Source organism: Caldicellulosiruptoraceae bacterium PP1, from assembly GCA_041320695.1.
GTDB lineage: Bacteria > Bacillota > Thermoanaerobacteria > Caldicellulosiruptorales > Caldicellulosiruptoraceae > JBGGOQ01.
Genome location: JBGGOQ010000006.1, coordinates 17,875 through 34,188, shown reverse-complemented (window position 1 = coordinate 34,188; position 16,314 = coordinate 17,875). Strand labels below are relative to the sequence as shown.

Below are 16,314 nucleotides of genomic sequence, written 5' to 3'. Positions count from 1 at the left end.
ATAATCACTCCATTTTAAAATTCTTTAACTTCATTTTTGGTTACCTTAGCATATATTACCTTTTTCTTTTCAACAAATTCATTTGTCAAAATTATCGATTCTTTGGTTTCATTAATAGCCTCATGTAATTTATTTTCATCATTTGCAAAAATTTCAGCAATAACCTCACCTTTTTTAAAGTGGCTACCAATTTTTCCTTTTAGCATGATACCAACTGATAAATCAATTATATCTTCTTTTGTTTGTCTTCCTGCACCAAGCTTAAGAGAAGTTATCCCTAATCTTAGTGCATCTATATCCTTTATATAAACGTTATCTTGAGCAATAAACTCATACTTTAGTTTTGCTTGTGGTAATAAAGAATAATCTTCAACAACCCTTGGATCGCCATGTTGGTTTTCAATAATCTTTCTAAACATATATTGGGCTTTTCCACTATTTATACTTTCTTGTAACTTTTCTTTTGCTTTTTCTTTATCAGTTTCAACATTTGATAAAATCATCATTTCAGAGCCAAACTCAAGACATATATCAACTAAGTCTTGACTTCCTCTTCCTTTTAGTGTTTCAATAGCTTCTATTATTTCAAGTGAGTTACCTATAGCAAGCCCAAGTGGTTGGTTCATATCAGTAACATAAGCTACTGTTTCTCTACCTGCTAATTCGCCAATTTCCACCATTAGTTTTGCAAGTTCTAATGCCTTTTCATATTCTTTCATAAATGCACCTTTCCCAAATTTTACATCCAAGATAATCTTATCAGACCCTGCTGCAATTTTTTTGCTCATAATACTACTTGCAATCAATGGTATAGAATCTACTGTAGCTGTTACATCTCTTAGTGCATAAATCTTTTTGTCAGCAGGTACAAGCTCACTTGATTGCCCAGTAATTGCTGCACCAATCTCATTAACATTTTGTATAAATTCTTCTATAGTAAGCTCTGTTTTAAAGCCTGGTATTGACTCAAGTTTATCAATTGTTCCACCAGTATGTCCTAATCCCCTTCCGGACATTTTGGCAACCTTAACACCAACTGAGGCAGCTAAAGGTATAAGAACTAAACTTGTAGTATCTGCTATTCCACCTGATGAGTGTTTATCTACTTTTATACCTTCAATTGCACTTAAGTCTATCATCTTGCCTGATTTTGCCATAAGCATTGTAAGATTTGCTGTTTCTTCTTTTGTCATACCCTTAAAGAATACTGCCATCAAAAAAGCTGATATCTGATAATCAGGTATACTATTATTAATATATCCATTTATTAAAAAACTTAGCTCTTTTTCTGTAAGTGTTTCACCATCGCGTTTTTTACGTATTATTTCAGTAACTAACATTTAAAACACCTCAAAATTTATTTAATAAGTTTAACTACTTGTTCAATTAATGTTGCTCCTAAGTATATCCCTAAAATACCAGCAACACCTGATAAAGCATTTGGAGCTGGGACAGGTAATTTAAAAATCTTAAAAATTGCTCCAACTACTAAACCAGCTATTAATGAAAGTAATACCATCTTCACTTCTTAAAATACCCCTTTCTTTAAATTTATAATTCAAAATTATATGGTAACAATTCTTTTGAATTTGTTTTAATAATCTTTGTTTTATCTTTATTTACAAGATATATTGTAGAATTTGGTGCAAGTTCTGATATTACTTGCCTACACGCTCCACAAGGTGATATGGGTTCTTCAGTATCACCTACTACAACAAATGTCTTTATATTTGTTTTGCCTTCTGAATAAGCCTTAAAAAGTGCTACTCTTTCTGCACAAATTGTAAGCCCATATGATGCATTTTCTATATTGCATCCACCAAAGATAACTCCATCATCAGTTTCTACGCTTGCACCAACATGAAATTTTGAATATTTAGCATAAGCTTTATTTTTTGATTCAAAAGCTTTATCAATTAATTTTTGAAGATTTTCATCTACTCTATTTATTATCTCCATCTTAAATCCTCTTCCTTACAATAAAAAATCTGAATTTCTTAGGTGAAAAATAATTAGAAGAATACAGTATAGGATTATCGTTTGTATCAAAGTGTAACTGGTCTAACAAAAGTAGTACATCATTTTTATCTATATTAAGTTTTCTATAAATGTTATTAGTTTCTGCCTTCATAGGAACAATATCTGATACAGCATATGAAATATAAATACCTAAAACATCATTTAAGTACTTGAATAATGATTCTATATTAAAGTTAAACCCTTTTGTAAATAATTTAGCTGGTAGTCTATCAAGACAGTAGACAATTGGTTGATTATCAGCAAGTCTAACTCTTTCAACTTTTATTATTTCTTCATTGGGTTTAAGTTTTAACATAAAGGCTTCTTTTTCATTCGGTAGTCCCTTCGAAATAACAATATCTTTTGTACCAGCTTTAAGGCCTTGTTTTTCAATTATGGTGGTAATACTTATTAGCTCCTCCATACCAGTTTTTAATATAGGCTTTGGAGCTATAAATGTGCCTATTCCATGCCTTCTTATTATATATCCTTCATCCTCTAAAATTCTCAGTGCTTCTCTTAGTGTTGCTCTACTTACACCTAACTGTCTTGATAGTTCAATTTCAGAGGGGAGCTTATCCCCCTCTTTATATATATCGTTCTCAATAAATTTCTTTATCTTTTCTAATACAATCTCATACCTTGGAGGGTATGTTGAATGAGGAAAATTCAAAATTTATGCCCCCTTTACTTTTTGGGTCTATAAGGAACTCCATCTGCCGCTGGTGCAACGCTTTTACCACCAATACCCACTAAGGCTAATATTGTTACAATATAAGGTAACATCATAATTAGATTTTTTGATATTGCAAAGTTTTGTAAGCTGTAACTCAATGCTGTTGCAAAACCAAAAAGTATTGCTGCTAAAAATGAACCTACTGGAGTCCACTTACCAAAAATCATAGCAGCTAATGCAATATAACCTCTACCTGATGACATCTCTGGCGAAAAACTGTTTAAAACACCTATCGCAAGGTATGCTCCGCCTAACGCTGAAAAAGCACCACCCAAGATAACGCCTATATATTTCATTCTTACAACATTTATTCCTGCTGTTTCAGCAGCTTCAGGATTTTCACCAACAGCTCTTATTCTTAAACCTAATGTTGTTTTAAATAAAAACCATTGTGCTAAGATTATTAGAATGAACATTATATATACTATTGCGTTTTGGCCACTTAGTATTTTACCTATAAATGGTATTGAATCTATAATAGGTATATTTATATCTGGAATTTTGGGAGTATCTGAAGGTGTTCCAGTAGGTCCATATATTGCATTAAACAAATATGCAGTAATACCAGATGCAAAAATATTGAAAGCCATTCCTAAAACAACTTGGTTTGCATACATTCTTGCTGCTGCCCATGCAAATATAGCCGAAATAAGCATTCCACTTAAAACACCCATCAAAAGCCCTAACCATGCGTTATGGAAGTATCCTGCAAAAGCAGCTGATGAAAATGCTGAAATGAGCATAATTCCTTCCATTGATATATTAACAACACCTGAACGTTCTGAAAAAGTACCACCAATTGCAGGTAATGCCAAAGGTGTTGCCATTGCTATTGTTGAAGCCCAGAGATATGGGTTTGCAAAAATACTTAAAAAATCCATAATTTATTACCCCCTAAGCCATTTTCTGTTTCTTTTTTTGTATTCTATCTATAACAATCTTATAAAGTTCTTCTATTGCTATAAAGAATATAATAAGACCTACAACAACATCTGTTAGCTGGCCAGAAATGTTTGTCCTCATTTGCATTTCTTGTGCACCTGTTGATAGTCCAGCTAAGAATATTGAAGCAATTACAACACCTATTGGGTTATTATTAGCAAGTAATGCTACAACAATAGCTGTATATCCATATCCTGATGTAAAACTATCATATAATCTATGTTGAACGCCCATTATTTGAACAGCACCTGCTAGTGCAGCAAATGCACCTGATAAACCAAGTGATGTAACAAGTTTTGTTGCTACATTCATTCCTGCATATTTTGATGCTCTTTGATTAAAACCGACTGATCTCATTTCAAATCCAAGCGTTGTCTTATACATAAGAATGTAAACAATTATGACGGCAATTATTGCAATAAATAAACCTGATGAAAGCTGAGAGTTTTCAATAAGTCTTGATAATTTTGCACTTTCATTTATTATTGGTGACTGCGGAATCACACCTTTGTCCATCATTGGACCATCTTCTAAAAGAAAATGGCTTAAGTAAATAGCTACATAGCTCATCATCATTGTTGTAATAACTTCATGAGCACCTGTGTAGACCTTTGCAAGACCTGGAACAAGTCCACCCCAAAGTGCACCTGCAAGCATTGCTAAAACAATGATAAGTGGAATATGTAGGTATCCAGGAAGCCCTTTTACACTATAACCGATATAAGTTGCTACAATAGCACCTATCCAGTATTGCCCTTCAGCACCTATGTTGAATAAACCTGCTGAGAAGGCTATCGCAATGCCAAGCCCTGTAATTATCAATGGTATAGCATTTGTAAGCGTTGTTGCAATATTCATTGAACTTCCAAATGCACCAACTAAAAGTGAATAATATGCATAAAATGGATTCTGACCTGTTGTTGCAACAATTACAATTCCACCTACTAAAACTGCAATAATTATAGCTAAAATAGGTCTTATAGCACCTTCTAATAACTTTTTCATATTTTCCCCTCCGATTTACATTGCTTTAGATTTTAGTGAAGTTCCAGTCATTAAAAGACCAATATCTTCACGTGTTGCTTTTTTAGCATCTAATGTATCCATTATTTTTCCTGAATACATAACAGCAATTCTATCTGATAATGCCATTATCTCCTCTAGTTCAAGTGAAACTAATATTACAGCTTTTCCTTGATCACGAAGTTCAATTAGTTTTTTATGAATAAATTCAATAGCTCCAACATCCATACCTCTTGTTGGTTGAACTGCTATAAGTAAATCAGGATTTTGAGATATCTCTCTTGCTAATATAACCTTCTGTTGATTTCCACCCGATAAATTCTTAGCAAAAAGTTTATAATCTGGTGGGCGAACATCAAATTGTTTTATTAGTTCATCAGAATCTGAATTTATCTTTTTGTAGTTTAAAAATCCATTGTTTGAGTAAGGTTTTTTGTAATATGTTTTTAGAACAATATTTTCAGATAATGTAAAGCTTAATACAAGTCCATCCAACTGCCTATCTGGTGGAATATAACCAATCCCTCTTTCATATCTTTGTTTTGTTGAAAGCTTTGATATATCCTCACCTTTAAATTTAATATTGCCTTCTGATGGGATAAGACCCATTATGGCTTCAATAAGTTCTGATTGCCCATTCCCATCAACACCTGCAATGCCTAGTATCTCTCCACGTCTTACTTCAAAAGATACATCTTTTACTTTTTCTATACCATTTTTTAGTTTTACATTTATTTTAGATACATTTAATATAACATCCCCAACCTTAGCATCTTTTTTGTCAACAACCAATTTAACCTCTCTTCCAACCATCAGGTTAGCAAGTTCTTGTTCATTTGTATCCTTAGTATTTAGAGTTTGGACAGTTTGTCCTCTTCTCATTACTGTAACCCTATCTGAAATTTCCATTACCTCATCAAGCTTATGACTTATAAATAACACTGAAAGTCCTTGTTCTTTTAGATTATTTATAATCTTAAAAAGTTCTCTTGTTTCTTGTGGAGTAAGCATAGCAGTTGGTTCATCAAGAATTAAGAACTTTGCATCTCTATAAAATGCCTTTAGTATCTCAACCCTTTGTTGCATACCAACACTTAGATCTCCAACTTTTACCTTTGGATCAATTTCGAGATTATATTTCTTTGATATCTCAATTATCTTTTTTTCAGCTTCCTCTGCTTTAAATTTAACACCTTTTGGCTCAGCACCTAATACAATATTTTCTGTAACTGTAAATACAGGAATTAACATAAAGTGCTGATGAACCATTCCTATTCCTTTTTCTATTGCTTCATGCGGTCCTTTTACCTTAAGTGGTTGACCATCAAAATAAACCTCTCCACTGTCTGGAGCATAAAGTCCGTAGATAATATTCATCAGTGTAGATTTACCAGCACCATTTTCACCTAATATTGCATGAACCTCACCTTGTTTTACTTCAAGGTTTACATTGTTATTAGCAACAACACTTCCAAACCTTTTAGTAATACCTTTAACTTCAAGAATGTTAGCCATTTCTCTCACCCATTCCTTTATAGTCTTTTTATTATTTCTTTAATAACCTTCTTTAACTTCTCAACATTATCAGAAAAAACCTTTAATACCTCTTCATGTGAAACTGGAAGAATATTAGGATCATCTTCAAGCCCTGCATCATAATCAGTAACAAGTGTTATATTTAGGTATCTTAAGCCTAATTCATTTGCTAAAGCTACTTCAGGATATTGTGTCATTCCAATAACATCAAATCCTGATTCTGAAAACCATTTGCTCTCTGCTTTTGTTGAAAATCTTGGACCTTGTATTACTACACATGTTCCTTTTTCATGGAATCTATAACCCAAGTATTTTAAAACATCAATTGCTATCTCTCTCAAGTGCTCATCATATGGGTTTGCCATTGAAGTATGTTTTACATTACCTATCCCGAAAAATGTATCATCTCGTCCCCATGTTCTATCAACAAATTGGTCAACAACAACAAAATCACCCGGTTGATAATCTTTTCTTAGACTTCCACATGCAGTAGTTGTTAAAACAGTATCAATATTTAGCATCTTAAAAGCATATAAATTTGCTTTGTATGGAACTAAATGTGGTGGAAAAGTATGATTCTTCCCATGTCTTGGAATAAAGGCTACTTCCACATCATCTATTTCAGATAATGCAATTTTATCACTTGGTTTCCCGTAAGGTGTTTCAATTTCAATTTCTTTATATTCATTTAAAAAAGAATAAAAGCCAGAACCTCCAATTATCCCTATCAACAATAACACTTCCTTTCAAAATCTTAAAGAAGCCTGCTGTTTTATCAGCAGGCCCTGTCTTTTTACTTCTCTTTAACTTCTGTTGGAATTGTGATTTTTCCTGCTTTAATATCTTCTGCAACACTATTTACTTTATCAACTACTTCTTTTGGAACACCTTCCATAAACGGTGCAAGTCCAACACCATCATTTGAAAGATCAAAGTAAACTATACCGCTCTTAAAGTTCCCTTCCTTTGTGTCTTTTATAACTGTATATGTTGCAACATCAACCTTCTTTACCGCAGAAGTTATAACAGTCTTTGGTGATACATAGTTTTGATCAGCATCTACACCTATTGCATAAACACCTTTTTCTTCAGCTGCTTTAATAACACCAAGACCAGTTTGTCCAGCAACTTGGAAAACAAAATCAGCACCATCAGATATTTCAGATAATGCAACTTGTTTACCTGTTGCAGGATCATCAAATTTACCTGTATATTTAATAATTACTTTTGCATTTGGAATTTCTGATAATACAGCGGCTTTGTAGCCAGCTATAAATGTGTCAACAGGTGGTATTTTCATTCCTCCAACAACGCCAAAAACATTCTTTCCAGTTGTTTTACCAAATTTAGCTTTTTCAAGTTCTGCTGAAGCAATTCCTGCAAGGTAACCACATTGTTCTGTTTTAAACATAGCTGAAGTAACATTTGATTTATCAGTAATATCAGAGTCAATAATTAAGAATTTTGTATTAGGATATTTCCCCGCAACTTCTACAACTGCATCATGCATCAAAAACCCAACAGCAATTACAAGGTCATATTTTTGCTCAGCAAGTTTTGATAAGTTTGGAACATAGTCTGTCATTTGTTTTGATTGAATTAATGTAGTTTTAACACCAAGTTCTTTCTCTGCCCTTTTCATTCCTTCATAAGCAAGTTGGTTAAAACCTTTATCATTTACACCGCCTACGTCAGTAACTAAACCAACTTTGAATTCTGGAGCAGTTTGTTTTTCAGTGGTTTTTGGAACCTTACTTCCTTCCTCTTGATTTGTTGTTTTTTTCTTGCAAGCTGCAAGTGAAAATAACGTTGCAAAAATTAAAATGATACCAATAATCTTTAGTAAACTTTTCTTCATACAAAATGCCTCCTACTACAATATTTTTTGTCAGATGTCTAACCTCTGACATCAAACAATATAATTTTATAACTTTTATATAAAAATTTCAATAGGAATATTTATACTTTTGTAATATATAAATATCTCATAAAATTATACACAAAAAATGAGGCTAACAAAATTACATTTGTTGCCTCATTTAATTTTTTTTATTTTTATTAATGAATATCATTTTGAAGAGCTATATAGTTCAATAACCTTTTTATGTGCTAATAATTCTATAGAATCATCAATACTAGATAAAATTTTATCATTATAATTAGGATATTTTCTTTTTAATGAATTTTTTATTAAAAAGTCAGCAATATGAGGGTTTTTAGGAAGTATTGGACCATGTAAATATGTTCCAATTAAATTTTTATAAACAAGGCCTTCTTTTTTATCCTTTCCGTTATTACCAAATCCTACTATTACTTCTCCTAATGGAGTCATATCATGATATGTCCTACCACCATGGTTTTCATAACCAACAACAGTTTCTGGTATTAATCCTAAAGTATTTTTTATTATAACATTACCTATTAGTCTACCTTTTTCAGCTCTTGTATAAAAATCAAATATTTCAAGGCCTTTAATTTGATTGCCTTTTGCATCAATATATGCCTTTCCAAGCAATTGATATCCACCACATACAGCTAAAAGGCCAACTCCGCTTTCTATAAGATCTTTTAACAAATCCTTAAGACTTAGCATCTTTTCATAGAGTATGTTTTGCTCTCTATCAGATGCTCCACCAAGTAAAATGATATCTCCTTCCTCAAGTATTTTAACATCAGAGTCCATATTAAAATCAACTAATTCATAATTAATGCCTAATTTTTCGCATCTTCTTTTAAGAGCAATTATATTTCCTTTATCACCATAAAGATTTAGAACCTCAGGATACATATTTATTATTTTCAATTTGTAATTTTCATTCATATTAAACACCTACTTATGAATTTTTCTTTATATATGAATCAACAACATTTTTCAAATCAAATAATGCAGTATAAGTTGGAAGAATATAAACTGTTTCAACATCATCTTCTAATACATTTTCAATTTGTTCTCTATAATCTATTAAATTAAAGTTTTTACATTTTGTATCACTATAATAAACTCTAAGTTGCATATCTTCTTTCCTTTTTCCACTAAAGAATAGCTTTTTTATATTCTTTGCTTCAGAAAGTATATCAAAATCTGCATCCCAAATCCATGAAACATCTTTACCATCTGCTCCATTATCGTTTAATATAAATAGTATGTTTTTTAATGAATTATCATAAGTAATTATTTTTAATGTCTCTGTAATTCCTATAGGATTTTTAACAAGTGAAATAATAACCTTTTTACCTTTGTAGTTTAGCTCTTCCATTCTACCCAGGCGATTATTAAATGATTCTATTTTATTTTTTATTATATCATCATCTATACCAAGTAGCTTTGTAACACTAATTGCTGCTGCTACATTATAAAGATTATATAAACCGTTCATATTAAAGCTTAAATCCTGAATAGTAGTTCTATTAATTTTATCTTCAAAATCAAATACAAATCTATTATCTTGATATTTAATGTTTGTTATTTCAAAACTCTGTTTAGGGTTTTCAAAACCGCAATTTGAGCATCTATATTTTCCCAAGTGACCAATATTGTAAAAATAATATATTAACTGGGTATTGCAAATAGGACAGAAACGTGAATCTAAAGATAAATTTGTAGTTTTACTTAGATTATTTTCAGAAACAGTATAAAAATATATATATTTCGCTTGGCTAAAACAAGCTAAATTAGGGTCATCTGCATTAATTATTGCTTTACAATCTTTTGGAATTGAACTTAAAATAAGATCTTTTACTTTGTCTAATTCTCCATATCTATCTAATTGGTCTCTAAAAATATTTGTTGTAATAAAGAAATCTGGCTTAATATATTTTCTTATTCTTGGTAATGATCCTTCATCAACCTCAAAGCAACCAACATCATAGCTCTTTTTTGTGTAATTTAGGAAACTGCTTATAAGTCCACCAGCCATATTTGAGCCTTTTAAATTAGAAATAACATCGTATTTTTCCCTTAATATATTATTTATTAGATTATTTGTAGTGGTTTTACCATTTGTTCCACTAATAATTATTTTTATTTTACATCTATTATTAAGCTCCTCAAGAAGTTCAGGACAAATTCTATATGCTATCATTCCTGGAATACTTGATGCACTTTTCTTCAAAATCCTTCTTAAAATAAAGCTAATAACTTTCCCTACAAAAATTGCAAAATACATCTTAAGTCTCATAATAAAAAAGCACTCCTTAAAAAAAGATTAACATAAAAATAATACAAATAAATTTAATAAAAGTCAAAAGAAAAGGGAGAATAAATCTCCCTAATTATGCTCTTGGATGAGTCTTTTTATAGACCTCTTTTATTCTTAGCTTTGCAACCTGCAAGTATACTTGTGTTGTTGAAATATCTGCATGACCCAACATTTCTTGAACTGCTCTTACATCAGCACCATTTTCTATTAAATGTGTTGCAAATGAATGTCTAAGCATATGTGGCGTAATATCTTTTTCTATGCCAGCCTGATTTGCATAAAGCTTGATTATTTTCCAAAAACCTTGTCTTGTCATTCTTTTACCATTGAAATTCAGAAATAAAGCTTTCTCATTTAGATCTTTGAGTATATATGGACGAGAATCTGTTAGGTATTTTGATATGGCATTTACTGCGTAACTACCAATAGGGACAATTCTGTCTCTTTTCTTGGTTCTACAAATAACATATCCATGGTTTAAGCTCACGTCATCTATGTTTATACTTATAAGTTCACTTACGCGGATGCCTGAAGCATATAATAGCTCTAACATTGCTTTATCTCTTATACCTTTTAAGTCATCATCTTTAGGAAGTGATAATAGAAGCTCAACCTCTTCTTTTGTTAATGTTTGTGGTAGATTTCGCTCTAATTTAGGTGCTTCAATATTGATTTTTCCTATATCAATAATGTTTGAGAGTTTTAAGAAATCATAAAAAACCTTTAGCGATACAATGGTTCGTGCTATAGTGCTATTAGCTTTCCCATTTTTTTGCATATGAAACATATAAGCCAAAAGTGTAGCTTGATTAGTTTCTTCAAGCTTTAAATTTAGCTTGTTAAGAAACTCTATGTATTTTTTTATATCTCTTTGGTATGATAAAATAGTATTTTGGGTAAATTTTTGCTTATTCTCAAGATAATCAACAAATTGGGTTAATACATCTTGCATTTTATACTAAATCTCCTTTACACAAATCATTGCCAAACATTAAAAATTACTTGAATAAAAACCAATATATTTATCAAATATAATAGTTATAATAAAAATAAGAGAAACAAATAATGAAAAAATTAGTTTATTCTGAAAATCTGATTTTTTATACATTTTTTCTTTTATAAAATAAATGGAAAATGAATTTAAAATAAGTATAACTAAAATTATTAAAATAATCAATTCTTTTAGTAAAATATATGTTATAAAAAACATTAAAGCTTTTAATTTATAAAGGTAAAATATACAAAAGGTTGTAAAACCGAAGATATAACCTTTGTATATTATTACAATAATATTAGCAATTTGCAAATATTTATTCATGTAGCTTAATAAAACTGGCGTAATCAAAAGTATCGTAGAAAAAATTGAAAAAATAACAATATCATTTATATTATTATTTCCATTTTTTATAATATCAAATGAGTTTTTAATGCTATTTAATATTGTTTCCTTACTATTTTGTGAAAGAGAAAGAAATATATTTATTGAAAGTATTATACCAACAAAATAACAGAAAATTAAAAATAAAAAGTAGTATTTTATTCTATATTTCATAACAATCACTTTATTAATGTTTTCATAAGATATAATATGTTTATAATTTGAATATTATTCATATGCATATTTAATATATATTCCTTTAATTTTGAAGTATATATACGAAATCTTAGAATATACAAAGTTATAAATAGATTTATTAATACTCAAAATAAACTTCCCATTTAAAAGCTTAATTAAATATTTATCATTAGTCTCAATTATTTTTAATAAAAAATTATCTTTAGGAAGTCTTGAAATCTTGTACTGCTCAATTATTATAAATGCTACAAAGCATAAAAATAATAGTAATAAAATTATTGCAATAATTATTCTCATTTGCTTTTTTCTTTTTAATAATCTTTCCATTCTTGACAAGCTATCTACCCCTTATTGTTTTATCAAGAGCTTCAGCTATAAAATTACACGAAAATAAAGCCTCATCTAAAGTATTCCCATTACTACCTATTTCTATAATTAATGAGGCAGGTGAAATATGTTGATTATATCTTGCAACAGCAATATTTATTGGCCTTTCAATACCAGGACAAACTGTATGTAAATTCCTTTGAAGGTTTATTGCAAAAAAAAGATTTTGTCGCCAACTAGGATGATATAATCCTAGTTCATCTGTTCCAACAACTAACATCACTTTTGCAGCCTTTTTTTCATTTATTGTCTTAATAAATTGAAAATTAGTCTTATCAATTGTTGTATAGCCATCTCTATGTATATCCAAAAATACCTTAATATCAGGATGGTTTTTTTTATATTTTTCTAATACTTCTAATGATCTTGTATATGAACCTTTATATTCTGGATAGTCATTTACATCTTTGCTATGGTACACTTTATATCCATATTTATTTGAGAGAAGTTTTGAAAGTTGTTCACCTACCCTAACAACATTAAAATTATTATCTAATGTGTGGCCATATTTATCTATTGAGGTATAATTGTAAGTCTTTGACGGTCTATAACTTTCTGTTGTATGAGTATGATATATTAAAATTGATGGTTTAGTAGTAAAATCTAGTTTATTAGCATTCTTTATTAGGCTTTCTATATCTATCTTCTTTTTTGTCTGATTCATAAATTCTATTTTCTTATAATCAAAATTACCAGTATTTTTTTTCTTTGAATCTATTTCAATAGGCATGTTCTGATCCTCATAAATTTCTTTATACACAGTATTTTTTGTTTCGTCGTAACTTAATATTACAATTGTATCATCATCTTTGCTAAGATCAAAATTAATATTAGTTTCACCTTTCACTACTAGTAAAGGATAATTTATTGCAATTAAGTTTCTCATATTTAATATTGTTTTTATATTTTTATCACCTTTAAAAATAGGTGTAGTAAGTGATATTAACCATTCAATCATATTATTTTCATTTTTTGAAATTTCAACTTTACCAAAATATTTTACTTGAAATAACAAACTAATTCCAATTATTAATATTAATAAAAAAAGTAATAATTTTTTGAAGAGGTATCTTAATGTTACTGTTTTTATCATTGTAAAACCCCCTGCTTTTGTTTTCTTTAAATTTTTATTCTTTAGCAGAGGGTTTTATTCTTTAATTTACATATCTATATTGATCGTTTTCCTTAACTTCTGGATGGATTGCCATATTTATTCCGTCAGCTATAACTGTAGATATATTGTCAATAATCCTATCAATATCTTTTGGAGTTACAAAAAGGTTCCCATAGTATGGAGCTATAACCTCTTTTATTAGATTGTATCTATCCTGATCAGGTAGGTTTTCTAACATAGAATAAAGTGGCGAATTTTTATCAGCTTCTTTTTTCATATTTTCTATTAACAAATCAATAGCATCATTTGCAATTATAGCTGCATCAACAACCATTGGAACACCAATTGCTACAACAGGAACTCCTATTGTTTCCTTATTAATTGCCTTCCTTTCGTTACCAATACCTGAACCGGGATTTATTCCTGTATCTGCAATTTGTATTGCAGTTGATATTCTTTCTAACCTTCTTGAAGCTAATGCATCAATTGCAATTATAATATCAGGTTTTACTTTTTCAACTATTCCTTTTATTATTTCACTTGTCTCAATACCTGTTGTACCAAGCACACCAGGTGAAATTGCACATACAGATCTAATACCTCTTGAAACCTTATCAGGAACATATTCAAATAAGTGTCTTGTAACTAAGACTTTTGAAACTACTTTTGGCCCCAATGAATCTGGTGTTATATTCCAATTACCTAGTCCAACTACTAATATTGAACTTTTTTCAGAAAGATGCATAAGGTTTTCAAGCTCATTTGCCAGTAACTTTGATGTCTGCTCATGAATTTCAAAATCTTCTTCTCTAAGTCCTTCAGATTCAATTGTAATATAACTTCCCATGGGTTTTTGGAGTACAGCCTCACCTTTTACCGATTGAATCAACACTTTAGTAATTTTTATTTTTTCATCAAAATCTTTTCTTTCCTCTACTATGACCCCTTCTATTTCTCTACCAATCCCTTTTTGAACCATTTCTCTTGTTTCTAATGCAAGATCAGTTCGTATTTTAAACACTTAAATCACCTTTCTTTTCTTTTTTTCTATAAACTCAATTGGTATTTTAAACCCCTTCTACAAAGTTGTAGAAGGGGTAGTTTATACGGGGTTATTGTTGTTTATCATGCAGAGACCTTTCGGCAATCTCGATAGCTTTTCTAACAATATTCCCGCAGTCTTTAGCTTTTACTTCTCCCCAACCATATTTGGCTACTGTATCATATACACCCAATTCTTTAGCTATCTCCATTTTTAGTTCCTCTGACATGATACTTTTTCTAGACAAATCAATAACCCCCTTTGCGGTAATTTTATATCCCGCATTATATATTGTTTGCAAATATTATAAAAATATAATGTTTACATTGATAAAATTCCATTTGGATCTTTTATTATTTGAATTATATTTTCCTCTTTTCCAGTAAGTGCATTAATATAATCTATAAAATACTTTCCATCAAATTTTCCCATAAATTCATACGTGAATACTTCTCTTCCTGAAGGAAGTGGAATTATACTTAGGCTTGTGCTTTGAATATCAAAGTTTCGTGATATCATTGATCTTGCTTTTGATTCACTTATCGCTGGTTTTGGAATTGTTCTTTTTGTATGCGACATATAATATGGCGTTGCATCAAAACTTACAATTTGTCCATTATCAAGAGCAACTCTTACCTTTACCATATCAGGATAGATCTTTACTCCATTTTGAGTGTAAATATAGTTTATAAGTGCAGTGTTATCTTGTTTCAAATAATATGTGTCCTGCATATTTGTAAACCCTTTTTCTTTCAAGAAGTTATATCCAGACTTTTTAGCGTTAACAATACCAAGTTTAGCTGCAGCTACATCTCTATTATCAATCATCCATAAAACTTTTCCACCAATTACAGTAACTGCTATATCGATTGTTCTTGTCTTAATATTTTTATTTGGAATTATTTCGAAATTATATGTTTTTATTTTGTCACCTGATACACCCATATAATTTATAGTATCTACTTTTTTCAAATTAACAAAATCTAATGCTATCTTTTTTGCATTATCTCTTGAAATTGTTTTTGTTCCAAGTCCTTTTGGTTTCTGCCTTGCTACATGGTCAGAAAATGGTCCATCATATATAAGAGTAGGGTAATCCTTAAAACCACTTTCTGCTGCTAACATTCTTGCACTTGTTACATTTTGAGATATTTTTCTAAATCTTGATGTGCCAACCTTTCTAACTTCCCCCCATTTTAACTTACCTTGACTTATTTCAATTGATAAATCATTTAGATTATCGCTTAGTTTATCAGCATATTGTTTTAATTTTTTTATTATCTTAAGTTGACTTGCTGTAAGATCTTTTCCGTTCATCAGTTGTTTTGATAATGAAAAACTAAGATCACCAAGTTGGGTTAAATATTTTGATGTTCTTTCAAGAGCTACATTACTTTCAATTGGAAGCTGATTAAGATTTTCTTGTGCTGCAAAAGAGTTTCTCCACACCTCTGAAAAAAGAATAGCTTTTTCGGTTCTATCAGATGACAGTTCAGCCTTTGATAATATTGACTGAATATTCTGAACATATGAAACAGTATCAAAAAAAGATCTATGCCACATATTTGTAAGATAATTATGAAAATTAGCTTTTCCTTTATATTGATTTACACCCCAAAGAGCTATAATTATCATAATAGCAACTGAAACTGCCATTATGCTCCATAGCCTTACATCTTTTAATCTGTCTCTCAGTTCTTTGTATTTACCAAGAATACTCAAAACACTCACCTCTTAAAT

18 protein-coding genes are annotated in these 16,314 nt (G+C 30.0%); all 18 read right to left on the bottom strand.

The genetic code is table 11. The features are described 5' to 3' along the window. Positions 1-14: 14 nt before the first annotated feature. Positions 15-1,340, bottom strand: coding sequence for a pyrimidine-nucleoside phosphorylase (locus ACAG39_08855; protein MEZ0537345.1), 1,326 nt, complete (start codon positions 1,338-1,340; stop codon positions 15-17). 17 nt (positions 1,341-1,357) lie between these two features. Continuing rightward, on the bottom strand, positions 1,358-1,525 hold the full coding sequence (locus tag ACAG39_08850; protein ID MEZ0537344.1) for a XapX domain-containing protein: 168 nt from the start codon (positions 1,523-1,525) through the stop codon (positions 1,358-1,360). A gap of 26 nt (positions 1,526-1,551) precedes the next feature. Then, the gene (locus ACAG39_08845) at positions 1,552-1,959 is read right to left on the bottom strand and encodes a cytidine deaminase (protein ID MEZ0537343.1); all 408 of its coding nucleotides are present in this window, start codon (positions 1,957-1,959) and stop codon (positions 1,552-1,554) included. 1 nt (position 1,960) lies between these two features. Beyond that, on the bottom strand, positions 1,961-2,695 hold the full coding sequence (locus ACAG39_08840; protein MEZ0537342.1) for a GntR family transcriptional regulator: 735 nt from the start codon (positions 2,693-2,695) through the stop codon (positions 1,961-1,963). Between the two features lie 11 nt (positions 2,696-2,706). Beyond that, positions 2,707-3,636 carry an ABC transporter permease gene (locus tag ACAG39_08835; protein ID MEZ0537341.1) on the bottom strand — a complete coding sequence of 310 codons (930 nt, stop codon included), beginning with the start codon at positions 3,634-3,636 and terminating at the stop codon, positions 2,707-2,709. Between the two features lie 13 nt (positions 3,637-3,649). Next, the gene (locus ACAG39_08830; protein MEZ0537340.1) at positions 3,650-4,702 is read right to left on the bottom strand and encodes an ABC transporter permease; all 1,053 of its coding nucleotides are present in this window, start codon (positions 4,700-4,702) and stop codon (positions 3,650-3,652) included. A gap of 15 nt (positions 4,703-4,717) precedes the next feature. Then, a complete protein-coding gene (locus ACAG39_08825; protein ID MEZ0537339.1) occupies positions 4,718-6,235 on the bottom strand; it encodes an ABC transporter ATP-binding protein in 1,518 nt (505 codons plus the stop codon). Between the two features lie 17 nt (positions 6,236-6,252). Beyond that, positions 6,253-6,987, bottom strand: a complete 735-nt coding sequence (gene mtnP / locus ACAG39_08820) for an S-methyl-5'-thioadenosine phosphorylase (protein MEZ0537338.1) — start codon at positions 6,985-6,987, stop codon at positions 6,253-6,255. A 62-nt stretch (positions 6,988-7,049) separates the two neighbouring features. Further along, positions 7,050-8,114, bottom strand: coding sequence for a BMP family protein (locus ACAG39_08815; GenBank protein MEZ0537337.1), 1,065 nt, complete (start codon positions 8,112-8,114; stop codon positions 7,050-7,052). A 210-nt stretch (positions 8,115-8,324) separates the two neighbouring features. Continuing rightward, positions 8,325-9,077 (bottom strand): type 1 glutamine amidotransferase, encoded by a 753-nt coding sequence (locus ACAG39_08810; protein MEZ0537336.1) that lies wholly within the window; start codon positions 9,075-9,077, stop codon positions 8,325-8,327. Positions 9,078-9,090: 13 nt separating this feature from the next. Then, entirely contained in the window at positions 9,091-10,434 is a 1,344-nt protein-coding gene (locus ACAG39_08805) for a MurT ligase domain-containing protein (GenBank protein ID MEZ0537335.1), read from the bottom strand. Positions 10,435-10,528: 94 nt separating this feature from the next. Further along, positions 10,529-11,407 (bottom strand): site-specific tyrosine recombinase XerD, encoded by an 879-nt coding sequence (gene xerD / locus ACAG39_08800; protein ID MEZ0537334.1) that lies wholly within the window; start codon positions 11,405-11,407, stop codon positions 10,529-10,531. A gap of 39 nt (positions 11,408-11,446) precedes the next feature. Next, positions 11,447-12,007 carry a hypothetical protein gene (locus ACAG39_08795; GenBank protein MEZ0537333.1) on the bottom strand — a complete coding sequence of 187 codons (561 nt, stop codon included), beginning with the start codon at positions 12,005-12,007 and terminating at the stop codon, positions 11,447-11,449. A 54-nt stretch (positions 12,008-12,061) separates the two neighbouring features. Further along, a complete protein-coding gene (locus tag ACAG39_08790; protein MEZ0537332.1) occupies positions 12,062-12,367 on the bottom strand; it encodes a hypothetical protein in 306 nt (101 codons plus the stop codon). A 1-nt stretch (position 12,368) separates the two neighbouring features. Next, positions 12,369-13,511, bottom strand: coding sequence for a stage II sporulation protein P (gene spoIIP, locus ACAG39_08785; GenBank protein MEZ0537331.1), 1,143 nt, complete (start codon positions 13,509-13,511; stop codon positions 12,369-12,371). 61 nt (positions 13,512-13,572) lie between these two features. Further along, positions 13,573-14,553, bottom strand: coding sequence for a GPR endopeptidase (gpr, locus tag ACAG39_08780; GenBank protein MEZ0537330.1), 981 nt, complete (start codon positions 14,551-14,553; stop codon positions 13,573-13,575). A 91-nt stretch (positions 14,554-14,644) separates the two neighbouring features. Further along, positions 14,645-14,821, bottom strand: a complete 177-nt coding sequence (locus ACAG39_08775; GenBank protein MEZ0537329.1) for a small, acid-soluble spore protein, alpha/beta type — start codon at positions 14,819-14,821, stop codon at positions 14,645-14,647. A gap of 74 nt (positions 14,822-14,895) precedes the next feature. After that, complete coding sequence (gene ypeB, locus ACAG39_08770; GenBank protein ID MEZ0537328.1) at positions 14,896-16,305, bottom strand: germination protein YpeB; 1,410 nt, start codon at positions 16,303-16,305, stop codon at positions 14,896-14,898. Positions 16,306-16,314: the final 9 nt, after the last annotated feature.